The organism is Streptomyces albipurpureus (assembly GCF_023701525.1).
Lineage (GTDB): Bacteria > Actinomycetota > Actinomycetes > Streptomycetales > Streptomycetaceae > Streptomyces > Streptomyces albipurpureus.
In genome coordinates, this window is the sequence record NZ_JAMQAW010000079.1 from 1 (window position 1) to 20,453 (window position 20,453).

At 68.2% G+C, this 20,453-nt stretch carries 23 protein-coding genes and 1 pseudogene; 7 read left to right on the plus strand and 17 right to left on the minus strand.

Features of this window, described 5'->3' with window-relative positions:
- The 6 genes from NBG84_RS35995 to NBG84_RS36020 all read right to left on the minus strand — a co-directional run.
- Positions 1-575 (minus strand): acyl-CoA dehydrogenase family protein (locus NBG84_RS35995; RefSeq protein WP_250923910.1); only part of this gene is annotated, 575 nt, incomplete at its 3' end.
- A 27-nt stretch (positions 576-602) separates the two neighbouring features.
- Positions 603-1,172, minus strand: a complete 570-nt coding sequence (locus NBG84_RS36000) for a GAF domain-containing protein (RefSeq protein ID WP_425608762.1) — start codon at positions 1,170-1,172, stop codon at positions 603-605.
- Positions 1,169-1,813 (minus strand): GTP-binding protein, encoded by a 645-nt coding sequence (locus NBG84_RS36005; protein ID WP_250923911.1) that lies wholly within the window; start codon positions 1,811-1,813, stop codon positions 1,169-1,171. The genes NBG84_RS36000 and NBG84_RS36005 overlap by 4 nt, the downstream gene beginning before the upstream one ends.
- Positions 1,813-2,169, minus strand: a complete 357-nt coding sequence (locus NBG84_RS36010; protein WP_250923912.1) for a DUF742 domain-containing protein — start codon at positions 2,167-2,169, stop codon at positions 1,813-1,815. Before NBG84_RS36010 ends, NBG84_RS36005 begins: the two co-directional genes overlap by 1 nt.
- A gap of 1 nt (position 2,170) precedes the next feature.
- Positions 2,171-2,614 (minus strand): roadblock/LC7 domain-containing protein, encoded by a 444-nt coding sequence (locus NBG84_RS36015; protein ID WP_250923913.1) that lies wholly within the window; start codon positions 2,612-2,614, stop codon positions 2,171-2,173.
- An 80-nt stretch (positions 2,615-2,694) separates the two neighbouring features.
- A complete protein-coding gene (locus NBG84_RS36020; protein WP_250923914.1) occupies positions 2,695-4,083 on the minus strand; it encodes a sensor histidine kinase in 1,389 nt (462 codons plus the stop codon).
- A gap of 699 nt (positions 4,084-4,782) precedes the next feature.
- Here NBG84_RS36020 and NBG84_RS36025 point away from each other — a divergent pair.
- Positions 4,783-5,187: a DUF6924 domain-containing protein gene (locus NBG84_RS36025; protein WP_250923915.1), complete on the plus strand. Its 405-nt coding sequence runs from the start codon at positions 4,783-4,785 to the stop codon at positions 5,185-5,187.
- A gap of 67 nt (positions 5,188-5,254) precedes the next feature.
- Here the strand turns inward: NBG84_RS36025 and NBG84_RS36030 are convergent, their stop codons facing one another.
- From NBG84_RS36030 to NBG84_RS36050, 6 genes are all read right to left on the minus strand, one after another.
- Positions 5,255-6,133: a DMT family transporter gene (locus NBG84_RS36030; protein ID WP_250923916.1), complete on the minus strand. Its 879-nt coding sequence runs from the start codon at positions 6,131-6,133 to the stop codon at positions 5,255-5,257.
- Positions 6,130-7,632 carry a helix-turn-helix domain-containing protein gene (locus tag NBG84_RS36035; protein ID WP_250923917.1) on the minus strand — a complete coding sequence of 501 codons (1,503 nt, stop codon included), beginning with the start codon at positions 7,630-7,632 and terminating at the stop codon, positions 6,130-6,132. The genes NBG84_RS36030 and NBG84_RS36035 overlap by 4 nt, the downstream gene beginning before the upstream one ends.
- A 203-nt stretch (positions 7,633-7,835) precedes the next feature.
- Positions 7,836-8,453: a hypothetical protein gene (locus NBG84_RS36040; protein ID WP_250923918.1), complete on the minus strand. Its 618-nt coding sequence runs from the start codon at positions 8,451-8,453 to the stop codon at positions 7,836-7,838.
- 657 nt (positions 8,454-9,110) lie between these two features.
- Complete coding sequence (locus NBG84_RS36045; protein WP_250923919.1) at positions 9,111-10,205, minus strand: SAM-dependent methyltransferase; 1,095 nt, start codon at positions 10,203-10,205, stop codon at positions 9,111-9,113.
- Positions 10,202-10,351, minus strand: a complete 150-nt coding sequence (locus NBG84_RS41700; protein ID WP_425608764.1) for a DUF5999 family protein — start codon at positions 10,349-10,351, stop codon at positions 10,202-10,204. Before NBG84_RS41700 ends, NBG84_RS36045 begins: the two co-directional genes overlap by 4 nt.
- Entirely contained in the window at positions 10,348-10,701 is a 354-nt protein-coding gene (locus NBG84_RS36050) for a hypothetical protein (RefSeq protein WP_250923920.1), read from the minus strand. The genes NBG84_RS41700 and NBG84_RS36050 overlap by 4 nt, the downstream gene beginning before the upstream one ends.
- A gap of 405 nt (positions 10,702-11,106) precedes the next feature.
- On the opposite strand from NBG84_RS36050, the gene NBG84_RS36055 reads away from it, so the two are divergent.
- Positions 11,107-12,480, plus strand: coding sequence for a tetratricopeptide repeat protein (locus NBG84_RS36055; RefSeq protein ID WP_250923921.1), 1,374 nt, complete (start codon positions 11,107-11,109; stop codon positions 12,478-12,480).
- 66 nt (positions 12,481-12,546) lie between these two features.
- Here the strand turns inward: NBG84_RS36055 and NBG84_RS41705 are convergent.
- From NBG84_RS41705 to NBG84_RS36070, 4 genes and pseudogenes are all read right to left on the minus strand, one after another.
- Positions 12,547-12,690: pseudogene (locus tag NBG84_RS41705) on the minus strand (DUF5999 family protein); the annotation flags it as partial.
- On the minus strand, positions 12,690-12,968 hold the full coding sequence (locus NBG84_RS36060) for a hypothetical protein (protein WP_250923922.1): 279 nt from the start codon (positions 12,966-12,968) through the stop codon (positions 12,690-12,692). The pseudogene NBG84_RS41705 and the gene NBG84_RS36060, both read right to left, overlap by 1 nt.
- Before the next feature lie 290 nt (positions 12,969-13,258).
- Positions 13,259-14,098 (minus strand): ATP-binding protein, encoded by an 840-nt coding sequence (locus NBG84_RS36065; RefSeq protein ID WP_250923923.1) that lies wholly within the window; start codon positions 14,096-14,098, stop codon positions 13,259-13,261.
- 91 nt (positions 14,099-14,189) lie between these two features.
- On the minus strand, positions 14,190-14,696 hold the full coding sequence (locus NBG84_RS36070) for a hypothetical protein (RefSeq protein WP_250923924.1): 507 nt from the start codon (positions 14,694-14,696) through the stop codon (positions 14,190-14,192).
- A 1,831-nt stretch (positions 14,697-16,527) separates the two neighbouring features.
- Between NBG84_RS36070 and NBG84_RS36080 the strand changes: the two genes are divergently transcribed.
- Genes NBG84_RS36080 through NBG84_RS36090 form a run of 3 tightly spaced genes read left to right on the plus strand, consistent with a single transcriptional unit; the run spans position 16,528 to position 18,918 of the window.
- On the plus strand, positions 16,528-17,847 hold the full coding sequence (locus NBG84_RS36080) for an NsdA family TPR-like regulatory protein (protein WP_486679384.1): 1,320 nt from the start codon (positions 16,528-16,530) through the stop codon (positions 17,845-17,847).
- Between the two features lie 34 nt (positions 17,848-17,881).
- Positions 17,882-18,430, plus strand: coding sequence for a GNAT family N-acetyltransferase (locus NBG84_RS36085; protein ID WP_250923932.1), 549 nt, complete (start codon positions 17,882-17,884; stop codon positions 18,428-18,430).
- 5 nt (positions 18,431-18,435) lie between these two features.
- Positions 18,436-18,918 carry a gamma-glutamylcyclotransferase family protein gene (locus tag NBG84_RS36090; RefSeq protein WP_250923927.1) on the plus strand — a complete coding sequence of 161 codons (483 nt, stop codon included), beginning with the start codon at positions 18,436-18,438 and terminating at the stop codon, positions 18,916-18,918.
- 167 nt (positions 18,919-19,085) lie between these two features.
- Here the strand turns inward: NBG84_RS36090 and NBG84_RS36095 are convergent, their stop codons facing one another.
- Positions 19,086-19,235: a hypothetical protein gene (locus NBG84_RS36095; protein WP_250923928.1), complete on the minus strand. Its 150-nt coding sequence runs from the start codon at positions 19,233-19,235 to the stop codon at positions 19,086-19,088.
- A 129-nt stretch (positions 19,236-19,364) separates the two neighbouring features.
- Between NBG84_RS36095 and NBG84_RS36100 the strand changes: the two genes are divergently transcribed.
- Both NBG84_RS36100 and NBG84_RS36105 read left to right on the plus strand, forming a co-directional pair.
- Entirely contained in the window at positions 19,365-19,700 is a 336-nt protein-coding gene (locus NBG84_RS36100; RefSeq protein WP_250923929.1) for a hypothetical protein, read from the plus strand.
- Positions 19,697-19,942, plus strand: a complete 246-nt coding sequence (locus tag NBG84_RS36105; RefSeq protein ID WP_250923930.1) for a hypothetical protein — start codon at positions 19,697-19,699, stop codon at positions 19,940-19,942. The genes NBG84_RS36100 and NBG84_RS36105 overlap by 4 nt, the downstream gene beginning before the upstream one ends.
- Positions 19,943-20,453 lie beyond the last annotated feature (511 nt).

Sequence of the window (20,453 nt, forward strand, 5' to 3'; positions counted from 1 at the left end):
TCCGCATCCTCACTCATCGGCATCTTCAATGCCGCTTCCGTCGGCATTTTCAGCGTCGCCCAACAGACGATGACCCCGTGGAGGTGGCCGAGGTGGGAGTTGCCGATGTAGACCTTGCGCCCGGTCACCACCCAGCCGCTCCCGGTGCGGCGGGCGCGGGAGCGCATCCCCAGGACGTGCCCACCGGACTCGGTCTCGGTGACCGCGATCGTCGGCAGACAGACGCCTTCGGCGATCTGTGGCAACCAGGTGTGCTGCTGCTCGTCGTTGCCGAGGTGGAGGATCTTCGCGACGCCGAGCATGGACGCTTGGGCCGCCGCTCCCATCGCGGCGCTGACACGGGACAGTTCCTCGATGATGACGGTCTTGGCGACGTGACCTGCGTCCATGCCGCCATAGGCGGCGGGGATGGTGACGCCGATCCACCCTTGGCGGGCCATGGCGGTGACGAGATCGCGTTCGATCTGCCCGGTGGCCTCCATGTGGGTGATGCGGGGTGCGATCTCGGATTGGGCGAAGTCCCGCACTGTTCGACGTAGCAGTTGGTGGTCTTCGGTGGGTGTTCCCGTGGACACGTGGCCCCTCCCGGTTGGTGGTGGTGACTAGGGCTGGTGTTGCTGGTGGGGGAGGGGGGAGTGCTGGCGGAAGAACTCCAGGAGCTCGTCCCGGCGTTCTTTGATGAGGTTGAGGGTGGCTTGGCCGGTGTGTTCGGGGCGGGGGGTGATGTCGACGACGCAGATGGTGCCGAAGGCGATGCCGGTTTGGTCGTCGATGAGGGGCGCGCCGGCGTAGGAGCGGATGCCGATCTGGTCGACGACCGGGTTGCCCGCGAAGCGGGGGGAGGCGTACACGTCGGTGAGGACGAGGGCTTTGCGGCGGGTCATGAGGCTGGGGCAGTACCCCTGGTCGAGGGTCATCGTCCGGGCGACCCTGGGGAGGTCGCTGCCGTCCGGGGGGTTGTGCAGGCCAGCGAAGAACTGGCGGTCGCCGATGAAGTTGACCATGGCGTAGGGGGCGTCGGCGTCGGTGGCGAGACGGCTGGCGAACGCGTCGAGGGTGCCGCTGGGTGCCAACTGCAGGCCGAGTTCCCGCAGGCGTCGCAGGCGCAGCACCGGTGATGTGGCGGGAAGCGGCCAGTTGTCGGCGGACTCGGATACAGAGTGGTCGGTCACGGCTGGACTCCTGCGGTAGCCGACGAAGCTGGGGTGGGCTGGTCGGACCGGACGGTCCGCGCGGTGTGGTCGGTGCTCTGGAGGTGTTCGATGAGCCGGATCAGGACCTGAGCCGCGGACTGGCCCTGGCGGGCGTCGCACGGCATCACGGGCACGTGCGGGTCGAGGTCGAGTGCGGCCCTGACGGCGGTGGTGCTGTAGCGGTGGGCCCCGTCGAACTCGTTGACGGCGATGAGGAATGGCAGGCCGCGGGACTCGAAGTAGTCGACGGCGGTGAAGGAGTCCGACAGGCGGCGGGTGTCGGCCAGTACGACGGCCCCGAGTGCCCCGAGGGTCAGGTCGTCCCACAGGGACTCGAACCGTTCTTGCCCGGGCGTGCCGAACAGGAACAGCACCATCGGGAGTGGTTCGTCGAAGGTGATGCGGCCGAAGTCCATGGACACGGTCGTCGTCGTCTTGGCCTCTACCCCGTGGAGATGGTCCACCCCCGTGCTGGCAGTGGTGAGGACCTCCTCGGTCCGCAAGGGCTTGATCTCACTGACCGCGCCGATCAGCGTCGTCTTCCCCGCCCCGAAACCGCCCGCGACCACGATCTTCAGCGACGCCGGACCCGCTACGGTCCTCGCCTCCTGCCCGCCCACTACAGCTTCCACTTCGTACGCAGGCCGGCCAGGACCGCCTCCATGACCTGCGGACTGTTCTGCGCCGCCTCGGGCGGAACCGTGAGGTCCAGCGCGCCCCGGTCGACCAAATCCGACACGATGACTTTGGTGACCTGTAAGGGGAGTTGGAGGGTGGCGGAGATCTCTGCCACCGACCGCGGGCGGTTGCACAGCTCGATCGCCGCCCGCTCTTCCGGCGCCGACTGATCACAGGGGGCACCTGTTTGGAGCAGCGACTCCGGCCGCAGCCGGTGCTTGGGTGCCGTACGCCCCCGGGTCAGCCCGTAAGGGCGCACCCTCGTCTCCAGGGCACTGCGCACCATGAGGGTCCGCATCTCAACGCCCTCCACGGTCCGTGGTCGTGTCGGCGTTGCGGTCAGAGCTGTTCAGGTGCTCACCGACACTGCGGACCAGTTGGCCCATCTCATGCCCCACCACTCCGGCACGCGCTTCAGGGGTGGTTGCCACGGCCAGGAGGGTGCCCTCCCCCGCGCTGGTGACGAACAGCAGGAATCCGTCGTGCTCGATGACGGTCTGGCGGACCCTGCCCGATGGCATGGCCAGGATGTCGGCGGCGCCGTTGCCCAGGGAGTTCACCCCGGAGACGAGAGCTCCCAGGCTGTGCGCCGCGTCCCGCTCGAGTCCGGAGTAGCACTGGGTCAGGCCGTCCCGGGTGGCAAGGATCGCCCGGGCCTGGTGACCGACCCGTTGCACGAAGGCGTCCAGGAGCCAGGTCATCTCGTCGACCTGGTGGGCCATCATACGGCGACCGTTCGTCATGTCGTCCTACCTTCCATCGTGGGTGCGTTCGTCAAGGCGCTCGTCGGGGGGTGATCTGCAAGGACGGCCAGGTGGGCGTGTCAGTGCGTGACGTCGCCCGGGTGCTGGTCGGGCCGGTGGAGTCCTGCCGTGAACTGGGCCATCAGATCGAACGCAGGCAGCGGACCCTCCACCGCGGGGGAGTCGGCATCGGGTGTCGGTGACACGGCACGGGAAGTAGCGCGGGTGCGCTCGCGCCGGGGAAGCTCCGGCACATCGCCCGAATCCGTCATCCGCCCACCTGGCGGCGTCGGGCGCCGACGCTGAGGCAGCACGCCTGCCGGAGGCTGAACACTCGCCGACACCGGCGGCGAGGACACAGGTACGGAACCGGTCTCGCGGGCCCGCATCCCAGAAGGCTGCGCAACAGCGCCCTGCGGCTCAACGGCATCACCAGCATCGGCCGATGCGCCCGCGGCGAGGGCGGACGCCTCCTCGGTGACGACAGCGAGTTCATGGGGGAGTACGACGAGCGCGGTCGTACCGCCGAAAACGTTCTGCCGCAGCTCGACGTGGATGCCGTACTCCGCCGCCAGCAGCGCCGTCACCAGCAGGCCGATCCGGCCGTCTGCCAACTGCTGACGGACATCCACCTGGTCAGGACGCGACAGCAGGTGGTTGGCCCAGTCCAGTGTCTGTGCGCTCATGTGCAGCCCGCGGTCTTCCACCTCGATCGCCAACCCGTTGGCGACCCAGGTGGTGCGCATCGAAACCGGCTCGCGACTGAACCGCAGGGCGTTGTCGATCAACTGGGTGAGGAGATGGATGACCGCCGGTCCGGCGTGGGCCGGGATGATGATCGTCTCGCGGAGCCATCCGACGATTCGTGCTCGGCTGTACTGCTCGGTCTCCGCCACGGCTTGCCGCAGCACGGTCGGCAGCAGGACGGGCTCTCGGCTCGGTGGAAAGCCGTGCTTGCCCACGACCATCAGGCTCTCCGTGTACCGGCGGGTCAGCGTGGTCGCGTGATCCACCCGGAACAAGGCCTGCAGCCGGTCAGGGTCCTCTGTATCGTTCTCCAACTGATCCAGAACACCGAGCGCCCGTGTCGCCAGGGCGTGCAGCCGCGGGGCCACACACGCGATCACCTCCGTGCTCCCTCCCGCGGCGGCCTGCGCGGCCCCCTCTGCCCGCGCCCCTTCCACCGCGTTCAGATGCTGCCGCGCCAGCGTGTGGAGATGCCCCGCGAAGGCGGTGTCCCGCAGCCCTTCTGAAAGGGGAGGGTGAACGGCCCTCGTGATCTGTGCTGCCGTCGCTGACAACCCTTGGGCCACCACCGACGCCAACACTCGTTCACCTGAGGCGAGTTCATCCTCCAGCCGTGCCGCCTGTCGGCGGGAACGCACCAGGAGGCATCCCACCCAGACAGCTACCAGGGCCGCGAGGATGAAGGGTCCCGTCGCGAGCAGGGCGATCGGATCGTGGTGCATCAGGTCAGGTCTCTCATCGTCCAGGGAATGGAGAAGAAGGGGGTCGCCGGGGCATCCTCGGCACGGGATCCGGCCGTGGGGGAACGCCCGTCACAACAACCGAGGGCGTGCACCCCGACGACCGGCTCGACAGCGGACAGTTCACCTGTCACAGACCGCTCCAGGCTCGTCGGCATCGCACGGCCTCACGCCTTCGCTGCCCCGCCCGGTCGATGACCCCGTGGCGGTGCTGCGGGCACTGCCAGCGTTGGCGGGGCCTTAAGGCACCGGCATTCAGCAGCAGGACCGTCCGTCACCAGTCCCGGTGGGAAAGCCCGTACCGGGAAGGTCTGCAAGGTGGTGAACACGCGCTGTCTCCCGTACACAGGCTCGCCAAGCGCAGCAGAGGGGCCGGACAGTCGCCGTCAGGCACCTTCCAAGATCCGCCGACCGCGGTCTTCGATGCCACGCTTGAGGAGCACATCGGCCTGGCCCGCATGATTCTGCTTCCCCCTACCACCCAACACCATGACGGACACACACACCCTCAGCTGCCATCACCTGGCCCGCTGAGCTGCACCAACGAGGAATGAGAGACGGCCGACATGACACCGTGAACCCCACACGGCAGCGCCTTTTGACACGGAGCCGCCGCCCGGCCCACTTCCTGTCGCAAGGATGACCTCGCGACATGGTCAGGGACGGCGATACCGTCCGCGCATGAAGCAGTTTCCCTGCACCGTGGAAGCACTCGTCGTGCGCACCGACTTCTCGGCGAACCGTGCCTGGAACGCTCTGCGGGCGGCGCTGGTCACGCCCAGCACCGACGGCTTTTCAGCTGACGTCGCCCTGGTCGAAGACCGGCATTACGAGGGCCTGACACCCGACCAAGCCCTCGACCTGATTCCGCCGGACTACCAGCACCCCCTTCTTGTTTTGGCAGATGGGGCCACGGTCACCTCGCCCGAACTCCCCCTGCTCGTGATGGACACACGAAGCGGGGGGCGCTTGCGTGTGGTGGCCGTCGAGTTGTGGAGCATCGAGAACAACCTGGCGAGCGCGAACATGGACTTCGAGGAGTTCACTGGCGCAGCTGACGACCACGGTGTGTTCCGCGGGTTCTGAGTTCCAAGGGACAGCGAAAGCGCCAGGGAGATGACGTGCAGGGGCCCCTTGTGTAAGCCGCAGGTTGTCATCCGTGCTCTGCGGTTGCGGTGGTGGTGCGTGGTGAGGGGTGGGTGGCGAGGGCGGAGGCGGTGAGGATGAGGGCGAGGCCGGTGAGGGTGCTGGGGGTGGGTTGGTGTCCTAGGGGTATGTCGTAGAGGACGGCGAAGCCGGGGGCGAGGTAGGCGGCGAGGTTGGCTCGCACCGCTCCGATGCGGTCGACGAGGGTGTAGAACAGGACCAGGGCTCCGCCGGTCGCCACGGTTCCCAACACGATGAGCCACACCCCGACCGCCCCACTGGGGACCTGGAGGGGTGTGAACGCCAGGGCGGGGGCGAGAAGCAGGCAGCTGACGGAGCAGACGGTGGCGGCTACCACGAGGGGCGGGACGTCGGGCATCGCGCGCTGGATGTAGAGGGCGCCGGCGGCGTAGCAGGCTGCTGCGGCGACCAGTTGCGTGCCGCCCAGGAGAGTAGAGGGGCCGTGCAGGTCGTTCCAGAAGAGGGCCACGGTGCCCGCGGCGCCGACGAGGACGCCCCAGGTAGTGGCCCGATCCAGTTGCCGGTCCAGGACGGTGGCCAGAAGGGCCGCCCACACGGGTTGGGTTCCCAGCAGGACGCCCGCGACCCCCGCCGTCACCTGGGCTTGGCCGGAGGTGAGCAGCAGGACGGGCACGGCCATCTGGAGCACGGACGCGGTGAGGAGCGGGCCCGGTCGGTGGCGCAAAGCCCGCCAGAGTGCTCCGCTGCGGGCGGCCAGGGGGATCAGCAACAGTGCCGACAGACCGGTGCGGACGACCGCCACCGGAACCGGGGCGAGTTCCTCCAAGACGAAGGACGCCAGGGGGAACACAGCACCCCACACAGCGCCAAGGACCAGCAGCAGGGCGGCATCCCGGCGCGTCACCCCGGCAGGCTACCCACCCCACTCAGCAGGTAGTCGTCCAGCTCCCGCACCGCGCGGACATCGGTATAGGGGGCGAGTTGGGACCGCACCTCAGCGACCCGGCGCAGGCTGCGCGGGGAGCCCGCGCGAGCGGCCACGTCGAAGGCCTGTCGCGTCAGGACCACGGCCTCCTCGATCTCCCCCTGGGCGATCCGCGCCGCCGCACACGCCGCACTGACCTCGGAGGCGCCCCGCACCATCTCCCGCGACCAACTGGCCGCGGCCGTGTCCAAAGCGCGCCGCGCGGCCGGGGTCCACCGCACCGAACCCAACTCCATCAACGCGTAACCGACCCACTTCCCCAGATGCGCCGCGTCGAAGAACCGCACACACGCCGGCGGCGGCTCGCCGTGACCCGCGGCGGAATCCAGCAAGGCGCGTGCCGATCGCAGATCCTGTCGGCACGCCCGTTCATCCCGCAGGCACGCGTGCACATACGCCCGGGTGACCGCCGTCCACGACCGCACCACCGGATGCGCCCGCACCGCCGCCGCACACGCGGCGTCCGCGAAACGCAACGCGTCCTGGTGATGGCCGCACTCGGCCAACACCCGCGACCACCGACTGACCACATACGCGTACATGCCCTCATCCCCGGCCTCCCGCGCCGCCTCCGCCACCTGCCGGTAGTACACCCCCGCTTGCCTGTACCGCTCCCGATCCACACTCAACCACCCCATCAACGCGCCCGAATCCGCCACCAGGCCCGCCAACCCCACCCGATCCGCACCACTGGACACCTGCCAGCGGTCCACCAGCTGACGATGATGCACACCCGCCTGCTCCACCACGCTGGCAGAACCCGCCAGGTTGTCCAACCGCCGATACGTATCCGTCAACGACGCCCACGCCTCCAACACCGGCGCGTTCGCCGGCCCCTCCGGCAGCGCCGCCCCGGACAGCGTGGGCACCAACAAGGCGGCCGAGGCCGTGCCGCCCGCGGCCAGAAGCGTGCGTCGTCGCATCAGCATGTCCCAATCCTCCAGGACATCCAGTGTGCGCGAACCCCCCGCCCGCTCTCCAGCCCCCACCCCGCCCGCGTCAGCACCTCGACCCCGCATAGCTGCGCCTTCCCCGACCTCCCGCGGCACCTCGCCGATCTGCTCCTCGCCGAGTTCCGCGCGATCCAGGTCATCCAACAGGTCCGCGACGCACGTCCCGTAGGCGCGGGCCATCGCGCCCAGATGCCTCCCGGCCGGTTTCCGGCCGCCCGTGGGCCATGACTCGTACCGGGAGACATGCGTCGACCACAGAGCCTGATGCTCCGGCAAATGGCGGTTGATCTGCTCGGCCGCCTCCTCCTGAGTCCAACCCAGGGCATGGCGGAACGCAGCCCTGGGCCGCAGCCCGTGATGCAGTACCAACATGCCCGCGATCTGCTCCACGCTCATCGTCAGGTCGAGCATCTGCTGCCGTGCTTCCCTCAGCACAGCCATGCTCTGAGGCTTGTAGGTCGTCATGTTCCTTGATGCCGTTGCGGCGCCTGCGCCCGGCACCCCCTGTTGCAGAGGGGGCGAGTCGGCGCGGCGGATGGGTGGGTGGGAGTCGGTCCGGTTCGGATGCTGCGTCGAAACGGCGGAGAGCTGCGCTGGTGGAAGGGGGCGGGAGAGCGACGCTGACGTGGTCGGGGACCGTCAGCGGGAAGAGGGCACGGAGGCCGCGATCACCAGCCGGAATGAAGGAGTGGGTCCTGCGCGGCGAGGACTTCCGCGGCCACCGCCTCCGTACGCGGTGAAGCCCGCCGCAGGGAAGACCCCCGATCCGCCAACCTCCGTGGAAAACCGCTCGTGTCCATCGCACGCAGCGCGGGGATACCCTGCTCCAAGGCGATGAGCCGGTTGGTGAGCCGAGGCAAGCCCGACCAAGGGGCGTCACCCTCCCCCACCGCCTCGTCGACCAGCCGCAGCAGCCGACGCAACAGGGCGGGATCGCTCACGTTCACCGCGATGTCGATCGCCGCTTCGGCGCCCGCTCCGCCGACGAGCCGGTAGCCGGGCCAACCATGCCGCAGAACGATCCGACGTAGGGTGCGCGCGTCCCCCTCATCCAGCACCGCGTAGAAGCAGCCGGGAACCTCGGCGCAGCCGGACACCGTCCAGTGACGGTGCCGTCGCCGGACCGAATCCGCCCGCGCCACCAAGTCCGCCGAGACAGAAGGCTGCTGAAGGGATTCGCGCCAGGATTCCGGGACGAAAACGGGTACCCCCGCCGGCGTCCCCCAGGACGACACCGAGGGCATAGCGGTAGCGGAGAGCAAAGGAGACGACAGCGTCTCGGTCATCGACTTCTCCTGAACAAGGTCACTTCTGCCACAACAAAGACAGATAAAAGAGGCACATGGGGGTGAGAGTCCCCCTGCGAGCGCCGCAGGAAAGAAGGAATGAAGAACGGCCGAGGGGCCGGGTGTTGTCCCCCGCGCCCGGGCCCCGTCACGGGCATCCGACCCGGCTTGGGCACGGGGGACCGCTCTGCCCGGCGCCCGGGTGCTTCAGCGCCCGCACCGGTGAACTGACGGGAATAGACCGTATGCCTCCCCGTGACCACACGGTGGAACCCATCGAGTCGCCGCTGTCACATCAACGGGCCCGGCTGACCGTGAACCACTGGCCACCAGGCCACCGACCAGCACGAGACCATGGATCACGTCACCCGGACAGGGGACGGTCAGGCCGGTGGTTCGTGCGGATCGCGACGCCGACACGAACCACCGGGAGCACCCTCGCTCCTCCACCACCCACCACCCGCTGCTCCCGACCCGGGAGGAACAACGCGCTGGCAGGGATGGATCCCTGAGGAGGGGTGATGCCGACGAGGGAGGGGCGCCCGGACCTGTGCGGGGTCGCGGGCAGTCGCCGGCACACCCATGGCTTCTACGGTGGTCGACCGCCGCGCGGCGCCCGCGTCGTGGAGGTGTGGTGTTCGAACGGGGTGTGCAGGGTCATGCTGCCGCTCCCGTCAAGGAGGCAGGGGCGGGCCGGTGTGGGGCGACGACACGGCCGTCGGGGAGGAGTTCGCCGGTGTCGTCGACTATGTCCATCAGCCTTGCGGGTGTCTTTGATGTCCAACTCGCTGCCATGAAAGGGCCTTTCGGTGCTACATGGACGGGTTCTGTTCGCCTGTCCATGTCGTTCTGGGGTGTGGTGTGTCGTTCGCAGTGCAGAGGCTGCGGTTGTCCGAGGACGGTCCGGTCTCGTACACCGTGGTGGGGGACGATGGTTTGTATGACAGCGATTCCGGCGAAGGCTGCGGAGTGTTCCGGCGGGTGGTGGACGTATCGCCCGTGCTCGTGCCACCGGCCGGTGGCCGTCAGCCCCGGGTCCTGCTGGACGAGGTCGCCGAACAGATCGGAGATCTCGTCGGATGAGCGGGGGTGAACGTGCAAACCGTGGCCGGCGAATGCCGCCGTGACGTCGGGCATCGTGGCGTGGTGCCAATGATCGGTGAGGTGGGTGATGGACAGGGTGCTGCCGACCGGCATCCACGCACGGAGCATGGCCATCGCCTGATCCAGGGCCGGACCGTCCGCGCACCACGGAAGCACATCGTGCAGGAGCACCGCGACGGGCGCACCCGGGACGAACGCCGTACGCACGGCTTCGCAGGCCAGGAGCTGGTCCATGGCGAGGAAGTCAGCGTGGACGACGGTGGTTGCGGGCCCTTCGTCCAACTCGCATCTGGCATGCGCGTACACCTCGGGATCGTTGTCCACGTAGACGACCGGGCAGCCGGTCCGATCAGTGTCGGTGACCTCGTGCACGTTGACCGCACCGGGGTAGCCGCAGCCCAGGTCAAGGAACTGGCGCACCCCGTGGGCCAAGGACCACTTGACCGACAGCACGCCGAAATCGCGATTGATGAGAGCGGCCGTTCTGAGCCACTCGGCGGTCTCATAGACGGCGTCGGCGGCCGTGCGGTCGGCGGCGTAGGCTGCGGAGCCTCCGAGCAGGTGCTGATACACGCGCGCCGAGTTCGCGATGGTCGAGAAGTCCCCACCAAGGTCGGCTCGTTGCCCGAGAAGGCTTACAGAGGTCACTGGTTGGCCACCTTCGCAGCGCCCCATGACGTCGACGAGGTGCAGCGAACACACCAGCCCTGTTGCGGGTGGGCGGCCATGGTCCGCGCCGTGTCGTGGTCACGCGACTCATACAGAGGGCACACCGGGGTGTGGGCGCGGGTCATCGGACGCCCCCGCTCAGTCCGAGCCGTCGCCGCAGCGCACGCAAAGGCCGATGCTGTCGTATCAGCAGGGCGAGGTCGTGGACCAGCTCCGCGACCTGTACGAGCTCAACCACCGCCGCGATCCCTGACCCGACCGACGCCGACTGTTCCACGCGGGCGCGGGTGAGGGCGAGCAACCGCCGCTCACCGGAGGCGAGTACACGGCCGCGCCGCTGCTGCCTCTCCACGATGCCCAGAAACGCCCGCCCGTGCTCGGCCATCTGACCGTAGAGGTCATGGAGGGATTCCTGCGGCGGCAGGGGCCCGTCGGTGGCCAGCAGGCTTCGCACCGCTCGCAGCGCCTGGCTCACCGCAACAGCGTGCTTAAGGTGCCCGCGGCCCGGCAGTCGGAAGCGGACGGCAGCCAGCCGCTGTCGGGCACGAGCCCCGACCGGCCCTCGCAGGGAGGAGGGAATGAGAGGAAGAGCAACAGGTTGCATGGGGGAGACTTCCGAACGGTGCGGGTGATGTGCCTGGTCGGGAGATCGGTGCCGGATCACAGCGGCGCAACGGGCCGGAGGCGGCCGCACCCGGCCCCGTGCCCGGCCGGCATGCGCGAAGCGAACGGACGGAGCAGCGGCGCACGGGAACGGGGCGGTGAACTCCTTCTCGCAGGAGGGGAACCGGTCAGTAGTCAGATAACTACGCGCCCCCACCTGAGCGGTACGGTGAGAGGCAGACCACGCGGTATATCCGGTATACGAGCAGGTGCTTCGATGACCATCCGCACGCCGAACACCCAACTGAAGAACCTCGTCGCCGAGTCGGGGTGGACCTACAACGCTGTGGCGGCAGCGGTTCGCGCCGTGGCCGCGGAATGCGGTGTGACGCTGCGGACCAACAAATCCGCCGTCGAGCACTGGATCGCCGGCGCGACCCCCGCCGCCAACACCGGCCGCTACCTCGCCGTCGCCCTGTCCCGCCGCCTCGGACGCCTGCTCACCCCACACGACCTCGGACTCGCGGCAGCCCCGGACGACGATGACAGCATGGGCCTGTCCCTCGAAGCCGATCCGCTGGACGCCCTGATCCCGATGTGGAGGTGCGACATCGAACGCCGCCAGTTCCTGACCACCTCCGCCTACTCGGTCGCCGCAGCCGCCCTCCCCCTGACCCACGTCACGGACATCGCCGAACGAACAGCCGCCGCCCACACCGGCCACACCATCGGCATGGCCGAAGTCACCGCCGTCCGCGACATGATCCACTTCTTCACCGAAATGGACGAACGCCACGGAGGAGCCCACGGACGCAGCGCCCTTGTCCAATACCTGCGCGACGACGTCGCCACGCTGTGCCGCGCCCGCTTCCGCACCGCCGAGGCCCGCTCCCAGATGCTGTCCGCCGCGAGCCGCGGCGTGCACCTGCTCGGCTGGAAGTCCTACGACGCCGGACAACAAGGCCTCGCCCAGCGCTACTACCTGCAGTCCTACGCCCTCGCCGTCGAATCCGGGGTCACCGGCCACGACGGATTCGTCATGCGCACCATGGCCATGCAGGGCCTCAAAATCCACCGACCCGAACACTGCAACGCTCTCGCCGAGACCGGCCTCAACCGCGCCCAAGGCAAAGTCGATCCCGCGACCGAAGCCCTCTTCCGCATCGTCCACGCCCACACCCTGGCCAAAGCCGGACACACCCAACGCGCCCTCACCGAAACCGAGACAGCCCACACACTGCTCACCGCCGACCAGGGCGACGACATCCCGTTCTGGGCCCTGGCCTGGGGACCGCCCGCCGCATCCGTCTACTCCCGCACCGCGAAAGTCCACGAAGCCCTCGGCGACCACCAAACCGCCGCCACCCAATACGCCCGCGCCGCCCGCACCCGACCGCAGGGCACCTACGCCAGAATCGTCGCCCTCGACCTCGTCGCCAGCGCCGAACAACAACTCAAACAAGGCAGCGTCGAACAAGCCTGCGCCACCTGGCACCAAGCCCTCGACCACATGACCGGCGTCCGCTCCGCCCGCACCCGCAAAGCCCTCACCCGCCTGCGCACCGACCTCGCCCAGTTCCGCAACCGCGACATCCGCCCCGCCGCCCAACTCGACCAACGCGCCCGCGACATGCTGCGCACGACCAGCTGACAGCGCACCGAGCCCCCCACCAAGTCGCTTCAACCGGTTGTCGGACGAGGGCTCATGCAAGGCCACGACGCCCCCGGTGGGGAGCAGAACGCCGGCGTTGCACCAGCTCCAGCCCTGATCCGGGCGGCACGCGCCGACCCGCCCGGCCTCCCGGTCAACGGGTACCGCTTCCGGGCATCGCGGCTCGTGCGCGTACAGGACGGCCTTCATCACGCACCGCCCGCACGAGTCAGACGCCACCGAAGGGAACCAGGCGCGTCAGCCGACTGCTCGACCATCGTTGCGAGCTCCTGAACGTGTTCTGCGAGCCACACGAGGTCGATCGTCGCATCCGTACCCGCCTCGTTGCGCCTCGGGCGGGCTGCGTGGCGGCAGGCCCGACCGATCAACCGCCCTTGCTCCCAGGAGAACCGCCGGCCCTGGCGCTGCTGCCGCTCCAGGGTCGCGACCAGGGCACTCACGTGACCGGCCAGCGAGGCCCGCGCCACGGCGTGAATCTCCTCCGCGCTCGGGAGGGAACCGTCGGAGGACACTAGTAGGCGAACCGTGCCGAGCGCCTCGTCAACGGTGAATGCCTCCTCGGCAAACTCGTGGTGTCGGGGCGTGTGTGACCGACGAGGAGCACGGATCGGTCCGACGGTGTGGCGTAGCCAGGCCCGAAGACCCGAGGCTGCGGGCGCGGTAGGGCGGCGAGGCGGTCCCAGCTCGACCCAGGACAGAGGAGAGGTCATAACAGAAGCTCCCAGAGCAGGATGGGCGACGGGATTCGTCGGCCGTGTCAGGCGGCGACGACCAGGCGGTGGTGTGCTCGGTCGAGGTGGTTGAGCAGCCACACCTGTTTGCCGGTGCCGTCGGTGCGCGGGATGACTCCCCAGCGGTCGGCGCTCGCCGCGACGAGGCCCAACCCGCGCCCGGAGTCCTCCCCGTCTCCCGCAGCGCGCGGGCAGGGCAAGGCGACCGACCGGTCTTCCACACTGACGCGAAGGGTCCGTTCGTCGCGTTCCACACTGACGGCGACGGGGTCGCCGGGACGGGAGCCGTGGATGACGGCGTTGGTGACCAGCTCGGACACGGCCAGCACCACCATGTCGACGTCGACGCCGTTCAGCACCGGCACCCACGACCGCAAAACTTGCGAGGCCAACCCGCGAGCCACGCGGACGTTCGCCTCCAACGCCGGGAACACCGCACAACACATGCCTTGCGCTGGTGTCTGAGGAGGAGCCCCGGCTTGAGCTGAAGCGGGACCGCACTCCGCGTTGGCCCAGAGGCGAATCCAGTCAGCGGTCTCCCACGCGGCCGGCTCCGTCGCCCGCACCTCCACCTTCTGCTCATACAGCCAGTCGAGCGCCCGCGCACGGTGGGCGTCGTCCCAGCCGAGCCTTGTTTGCGACCGCACCAGCAACCGATCCTGCGCGGGGTCCGCCAACAGCGGCTTGAGTTTGCGCCACCCGGGCCGCTCTGGCAGAGGGACACACCGTGCGGCCGTATCGGCGACGGCCGCCCGCACGGCGTACCCCTGCGCCTCGGCGGAGCGGGTCAGATTATCGAGCGCGGCGATGGCCGCGGCCGCATCGGGTTCGCAGGAGTAGAGGACGGCGGTTTGGGTGGTGGGCATGCGACCCTCCGAACAGGTCGGAACAGCGGTGTAGTCGAGGAGGACAAGGGGGCGACGGGCCAGCGGGCTGCTCAGGACCGGGTTGCTGGGACTACCGGCGGGCCGCGGCTGCGTCGGGGGGGCTGCTCAACCACCCCACGAGGATCTGTGCGTTGGGCAGTTCGATTCGGCGGGGCTCTGCGCGGCTCCACGGCGGCACTTCCCACCGTGACCCCTCGGTCGGCGGAAGGGCCACCCGCTGCATCGCCGACAGCACCCGGGCACCCGAAATCACGGACCCGGTCCTGGCCTGGACGAAGAAGATCCGCCACGAGCCTGCCAGCAGGCACGGGACCACGGCCCCGACGTCCTGGTGATCCTTGCCCCGCTGCATCGCCAGCACCACTTTGCGGCCCGCGTCGGCCGGCATGACCACGGCGTCGAAAAGGTCCTCGCACAACACGGACCAGACACCGTGTGTCGACCGGTCCAGCGCCGCATCGATGCCCGCCTCGGTCACCGGCACACCGCCGAGATGCAGCGGCCAGGACAGGACGTTGGTGTAGGCGACCACGAGAGCCTTGTGGTCGATGGATCGGGGAGGCCAGGCGGGGGTCATGCGCATCACGTCCTTGTGACCGAAAGCGGGAAGGGGAGGTGAGGTTCGAACCGGTTCCTGGCGGTGGTGCGAGCGGCTACGCCGAAGTGCTGGAGAGAGGACGGGTGGGCGAGTGCGTCCTGCCGGTGCCTCGCGTCACAGGTCGTGTTCCGGTGGCGGGAGTCGCGGCCAGCGCGGCAGTCGGTAGGCTTCTGCGTTCGTCATCCCAGGTCTCCCTTGAGCGGGGCATTGCGGTCCGGGTGTTGCCGGACTGGCTGTTCGCCAAAGCTCCGAGGTTGCAACCGTAGAGACGGATTCGCGAGGCGTCGGAACAAAGTGTTCTGACTTCCGCTCACAACAGCACTGATGCACTGGTCAACGGGTTTGGCTGGTCTGGCGCAGCACTGTCGGAGCGCGCCGGCGAGGTCATGGCTTGACAGTTGCGGTCGGGTTTATCAGCGGGCACCACAGCAGTGGGAGGCTGGAGGCCCGAGGCGGGCCGACCGTACGGCAACGGGCCCGTGCGCGAACTGTCGGTGGCGGAGTTGAGGGCGCGGACGTTGAGGGCGCGGACGTTGAGGGCAGGAGTGGCCGGTCCTTGCATGCCTCTGTGCAGGCGGGGCAGGCGTGTGGGTTGGTTCCCAGGGTTTGGTGGCGCCGTGCAGGTATGCAGCGCGGACCGAGTGCGCCGTGGCGTGAAGGGACTCACCATGGTCGGGCCTGGTTGAGCAGGTCGGGTGGGGTCATACGAGAGCTCCAGAGGAGGTAGCGCCAAGGGGCCGCCGGGCTCGGGCGCCTCACCCAACCGCTCTTCTTGTCGAAGCGGCAGGGGGCATGGGAGTTGTTCGCGAGCACGCTCGTCACCACGAAGATCATCTGTGCAGGCCCTGAGGACGAAATTCCGCCCGGTCCGGGGCCCTTGCGCTGCCTGGTGATCGGATGTCTGCGGTTCGTGAGGTACGGGGCGAGGCGGGCAGGCGCGTTCGCGTGGATGAGGTCATGGTGTTGAGGATGGGCAGTCCGGTGCGATTCTGCGCAACGGGCGTCGGTTGAGGACCGGCGGTCTGACGCGCGTAGGCCGCGCGGGCTTCGACGAGACACCGTGCCAAGGGAGCGGGGCTTGTGAGCATGGAAGTGGCGGTCACCGGGAGGTCCTCGCCGGGTGGTATCAGCCATCGCGCGATCACGCCGACGGCTCGGGTAGACGGTGCAGTTGTACAGATTGGAGGAATCTTGATCGCGTGCCCCGGGCCGAGACAGATCGGACGACGGGGGTGCCGGGGCCATTCGGTCGGGGCTATGAGCTCGTCCCAACGGATGGCGGTGCCTCGGGGGACTAGGACGATGGCGCAGGCGAGGTTGTCGTATGTCACGGCTGGCCCTACCGGCTGCTCATAGCTGCGCAGGATCGAGTGGGCGAGTTCGAGGAGGGGCACCTCGGCCAGCACGGCGTCGAAAGTAATGCCCGTGTTGAGACGGCGCGCCTCGTTGGGGCTTCGGCGCCACCCTTCGAGTGCGTCGCGGGGGGAAGGTGTGGCCTCGGCGAACCAAGCGGACAGTTCTCTGTGTTCGCCTGGTTCTGCGGGGATTCCCATGGAGCCTCCCTGACACGTCACCCTCGCCACGCACTGTGCGTTTGGCGTCACCTAGTGCAGCGGAGGGGGTGTGTGTCTGGCCAGGTCCTTTGCCGGAACAGCAGGGGTCTTCATCATGCCCTCGACTGTCCTTCTACCGGCCCTCTGTCCCGGGCGCGTTCTCTCACCTGCGGTTTTGTCGGTGAATTGGCTTCCGGGGCGTGGACAGCCCGCTACCGTGAAAGGGAATCAGCGGACGAGGGGTGTTCATGAGTCAGATGAAGCGGTTACGCGAGAGCCTTCACCGGTCGCAGGACAAGGTGGTCCAGGACCTCAACGTGCTCGCGCTCCGCCTCGCCGACGAAGGTCGCGTTGACACGGCGCCCACGTTCACGGTGCGCCAGTACCGAAAGTGGGAGGGGCGAGAGCCGCGTCCATGGCCGTATCCCGACGCTCGTGCCGTGCTGACCGAGTACTGGCAGCGCCCCGTTGAGGAACTGGGTCTCCACCCGCAAGGCCATCAGCCCACGACACCGGAGTCGACTCTGTCAGCGCGAACCTCTGCGGCGGAACCAGCTGCATCGCCCGTGCCGCTGTTGCCCGCCCGGAGGGAGCTGGCCCCGTTCGCCGATCAGGATCCACCGCCCTGGCTGGCTCGCACAACGGCCGGTGCAAAGTGCAATGCGGAGTGGCGTATCGGTCAGGCCGAAGTGGATCTGTTGCGGGACGCGGCGGACGACATGGACGCCATCGATCAGCAATTCGGCGGTAATCGTCTGTGGAAGCCCACGCGGGCGCATCTGCATTGGGTGCACCACATGATCGACCGCGGCACCTACGACGACAACCTCGGCCGGCAGCTCCACGCGGTCGCGGGTAAATTCACCACCAGTCTGGGCTGGTTCAGCTATGACTCCGGACTTCAGGCTCAGGCCAGACAATACTTCTCCGAGGCGTTGAACGCGGCCATGCTGACCGGTGACGATGCGCTCGCCAGCCGCACGCTCAGCATCATGTCTCGCCAGGCGGTCGACCTGGACAAGGGCAGAGAAGCCGTACGCTTCGCGCGCCTGGCCCAGGCCCACTCCAAGGAATGGCACGCACCTGCGCGAGTCGCGGCCCTGCTGGCGATCCGCGAGGCACAGGGATATGCCCGGATCGGAGACAGTTTCAATTGCGAGGCCGCCATCAAACGAGCTTGGACAGAATGGGAACACGGACCAGGGGAACGCGACCCCGACTGGACCAGCTTCCTGAACCTCGCCGAACTGACGTGCTTGGAGGGGATGTGCCGCCTTGATCTCGGCCAGTCAAGCCGCGCCCAGCAACTCCTGGCGACATCCGAAGGCCTTCAGGATGTGGCGCACTCGCGCAACCGCGGGATGTGCCTGGGCCGCCTGTCCGCCGCGGCGATCGGCACCGGCGATATCGACCACAGCATCGACGCCACCAAGGAAACCCTCCGCCTGGTGCAGGGCGGCATGTCCTCCAACAGGGCCCTCACACAGCTGGAGATCGTCCGCGACGGCCTGGCACCCCACCACCGGGCCCGCGGCGTGAAAGACCTGCTCGAACAGATCCACGCACTCGTCGCCTAACCAGCCCCAAGGAAGACAGGAAGAGGTGAGCGCCATGTTTCCGGAGTTCCAGCGCTACGACGGCACAGCGGCCAAGGAGATCACCGACGAACTGATCGACGTGTACGCCACGGTCTACGACACACCCGCCTACACCGACAATCCGTTCTTCTCAGTCGGCTCCTTCCGTGACCGCCTGGAAGCCGCCTTCCCCACAGAAGGCTTCGAGACCGTGACCGCTCGTCTCAACGGCCGAATCGTCGGCTACGTGCACGGAGCGACCCTCCCCGCCGACAAACCCTGGTGGACCTCACTCGGCTCCCGCAGGCCCCCAAGCCTCTCCCAACTCGCCAACGAGGGAAACGTCTTCTGGCTCCGAGAGCTGATGGTCCTCCCCCAGGCCCAGCGTCAGGGCCTCGGGCGGAAGATCCACGACTCCATCATCGCCACACGCCCCGAGACCATCACCACCCTGACCTGCATCGTCGACAACCAACCCGCCCACGATGCCTATCTCCGATGGGGCTATACGATCATGGGACAGATCAAACACGCTTCCGAATCTCCCCTGTACAACGCCATGTTCCTCCCCAGCCAACGATGAGAACCATGACTCACCCCACCACACAGACCACCCCCGCGACCGCTGGCCACCCCAACCGCCTCGCACCCTCACCCACCACTCTGTTCACCTACGGAACACTCCAAGCCAACGATGTCCTCACCGCGCTCCTAGGCCGCATACCCGCGCGCATACCAGCCCTCGCACCCGGATGGCGCGCCGCCGCACTCGAAAGCCGCGTCTACCCCGGACTCGTGCCAGCCCCCAACGCCACCGCTTCCGGACTGCTGCTGACCGACCTCACCCCCACCGAGTGGAGGATCCTCGATCTCTTCGAGGACGACCGCTACGACCTTCGCGAAATCACACTGGCGTCAGGCAAGACGGGCTGGGCCTACACCTGGCCCGGCGGCGAAGTCCGAGCTGAGGACTGGAATCTCCATCACTTCACCACTCAGCACCTCACCACCTACGCGGCCCGCTGCGCGCGGATCGCTCCAGCATTCGCCAGCAGTGCCACAGACAGGTGACAACCCAGCCGTCTCCGCGCTTGGAGGCGGGCGGTGACCACCACGGCACCGAGCTATGCCGCATCGCCCGCACCGGGTAGAGACCCGGTCGTGCCTGGCGACTACGACTGGCGGTCCCTTCACGGTGCCCGCCTGAGGATCGGTCGATCCGCGGTGGGTCGCCCTGGCTACACCGGCAGCCCCATACGGTGGGCCAGCCCGGTGTGGGAGCGGCGGGTGGAGGACGGCATGGTCTCGACGGTTCGGACGTGCCGGAAGCCGAGGCACTCGTAGTACGTGTGCAGGCGGGTGTTGCCGCTGCCATGGACTTTCGCCACCCTTGACCTGCGGTCTGTTGCCTGAACGTGCCTGCCGCCCACAGGGGGCGCACGCCCTGGCTGCGTGCTCCCGGCGGTTCTCGCGCGCCGGGCCGACAGGGGTGCACCGGTAGTCGCCACACTTCTAGGATGCCGAGGGACAGCGCCCGCAAGGACAGATTGGGAACCCATATGGCTGGCCATCAGCAGACCATGTATATGGAGGGCGGACCGGTACAGGTACCCGCCACGATCCGCGGTGTACGGGAGGCCCTGCCCGAAGAGCTGCGCGACGAGTTCATCCACGAGATCGAGAACACGCCGCCTGATCAAATCCAGTTCACCCTGGGTCGGTGGGCGATGAACATCCCCACGGAGAACGATGCGGCCGAAGAAGCCCTCCTCAGCCGCGTCCGGTCCGGAGACTTCTCCGACGTCACCTTCGCCGAAGACCTCGGTGACGACGAATACCGGAGCGCCGGATGAACTATCGCCTCGCCTACAGCGACGTAGCGCAGGCGGGTCGTAAGGCGCTTTCGGCCGCGGACCGCAAAGTGTTCGACGCCAAGATCGCCGCCATCACACGAGACCCCTACGGCTGCGGTTCCAGCGAGGTCCGGGGGAGCCGGGACCGGCGGGATGCCCCGATCGGCAGAATCGCGATCGTCCGCTACGAGGTGAGCCCCAGCGTCGTCACCGTGACCGTTGTCCGCGTCTCCGGTTTCTGACTCCGTACCGGTTGACGACCGGCGAACGGTCGATGTGAGCAACGGCGCGCGGGCCGGCGCCGTGCCCGGACCCTCGCGAAGGCTCCAGGTCGGCCACCCGTGCACCCGACCCAGCGCGGGGCCGCCGACAATGCCTACTCGTCAAAGGTCAACCGCACCTGTCTGCGCACACGGGGGATCACAGCGGTATCCCGGAGAAGAACGATGAGGCCACCAATTCCAGAAGAAGGGGCTCGGCCGACGGCCGGCCCGTCACCTTCGACCCGCACCGGGTACCGGCAGGGCAACACTGTGGAACGCCGTTTCGAGAAGATCAAAACCTGGCGCGGACTCGCCACCCGCTATGGCAGATCCCCGGAAAGCTACGAAGCGGGATCCCACTTCCGAGGATCGATCATGTGGCTGAAGCACCTCACAGCAGCCCCATGATTCGAACTCCACGCACTCCTAGACGACTCATTCCGATGTGATTAGTGGTCGTAGGCGATCAGGGATCGTGTGACGGGCTGGC

Bases quoted from the DNA above. Each gene is read 5' to 3' on its own strand.
- NBG84_RS36035 (WP_250923917.1), bottom strand. From the start codon at position 7,632: ATGACGACCTACAAGCCTCAGAGCATGGCTGTGCTGAGGGAAGCACGG.
- NBG84_RS36105 (WP_250923930.1), top strand. From the start codon at position 19,697: ATGAACTATCGCCTCGCCTACAGCGACGTAGCGCAGGCGGGTCGTAAG.
- NBG84_RS36070 (WP_250923924.1), bottom strand. From the start codon at position 14,696: ATGACCCCCGCCTGGCCTCCCCGATCCATCGACCACAAGGCTCTCGTG.
- NBG84_RS36065 (WP_250923923.1), bottom strand. From the start codon at position 14,098: ATGCCCACCACCCAAACCGCCGTCCTCTACTCCTGCGAACCCGATGCG.
- NBG84_RS36080 (WP_486679384.1), top strand. From the start codon at position 16,528: ATGAAGCGGTTACGCGAGAGCCTTCACCGGTCGCAGGACAAGGTGGTC.
- NBG84_RS36100 (WP_250923929.1), top strand. From the start codon at position 19,365: ATGCCGAGGGACAGCGCCCGCAAGGACAGATTGGGAACCCATATGGCT.
- NBG84_RS36055 (WP_250923921.1), top strand. From the start codon at position 11,107: ATGACCATCCGCACGCCGAACACCCAACTGAAGAACCTCGTCGCCGAG.
- NBG84_RS36020 (WP_250923914.1), bottom strand. From the start codon at position 4,083: ATGCACCACGATCCGATCGCCCTGCTCGCGACGGGACCCTTCATCCTC.
- NBG84_RS36085 (WP_250923932.1), top strand. From the start codon at position 17,882: ATGTTTCCGGAGTTCCAGCGCTACGACGGCACAGCGGCCAAGGAGATC.
- NBG84_RS36010 (WP_250923912.1), bottom strand. From the start codon at position 2,169: ATGCGGACCCTCATGGTGCGCAGTGCCCTGGAGACGAGGGTGCGCCCT.
- NBG84_RS36040 (WP_250923918.1), bottom strand. From the start codon at position 8,453: ATGACCGAGACGCTGTCGTCTCCTTTGCTCTCCGCTACCGCTATGCCC.
- NBG84_RS36015 (WP_250923913.1), bottom strand. From the start codon at position 2,614: ATGACGAACGGTCGCCGTATGATGGCCCACCAGGTCGACGAGATGACC.
- NBG84_RS36025 (WP_250923915.1), top strand. From the start codon at position 4,783: ATGAAGCAGTTTCCCTGCACCGTGGAAGCACTCGTCGTGCGCACCGAC.
- NBG84_RS41700 (WP_425608764.1), bottom strand. From the start codon at position 10,351: ATGACCCGCGCCCACACCCCGGTGTGCCCTCTGTATGAGTCGCGTGAC.
- NBG84_RS36090 (WP_250923927.1), top strand. From the start codon at position 18,436: ATGACTCACCCCACCACACAGACCACCCCCGCGACCGCTGGCCACCCC.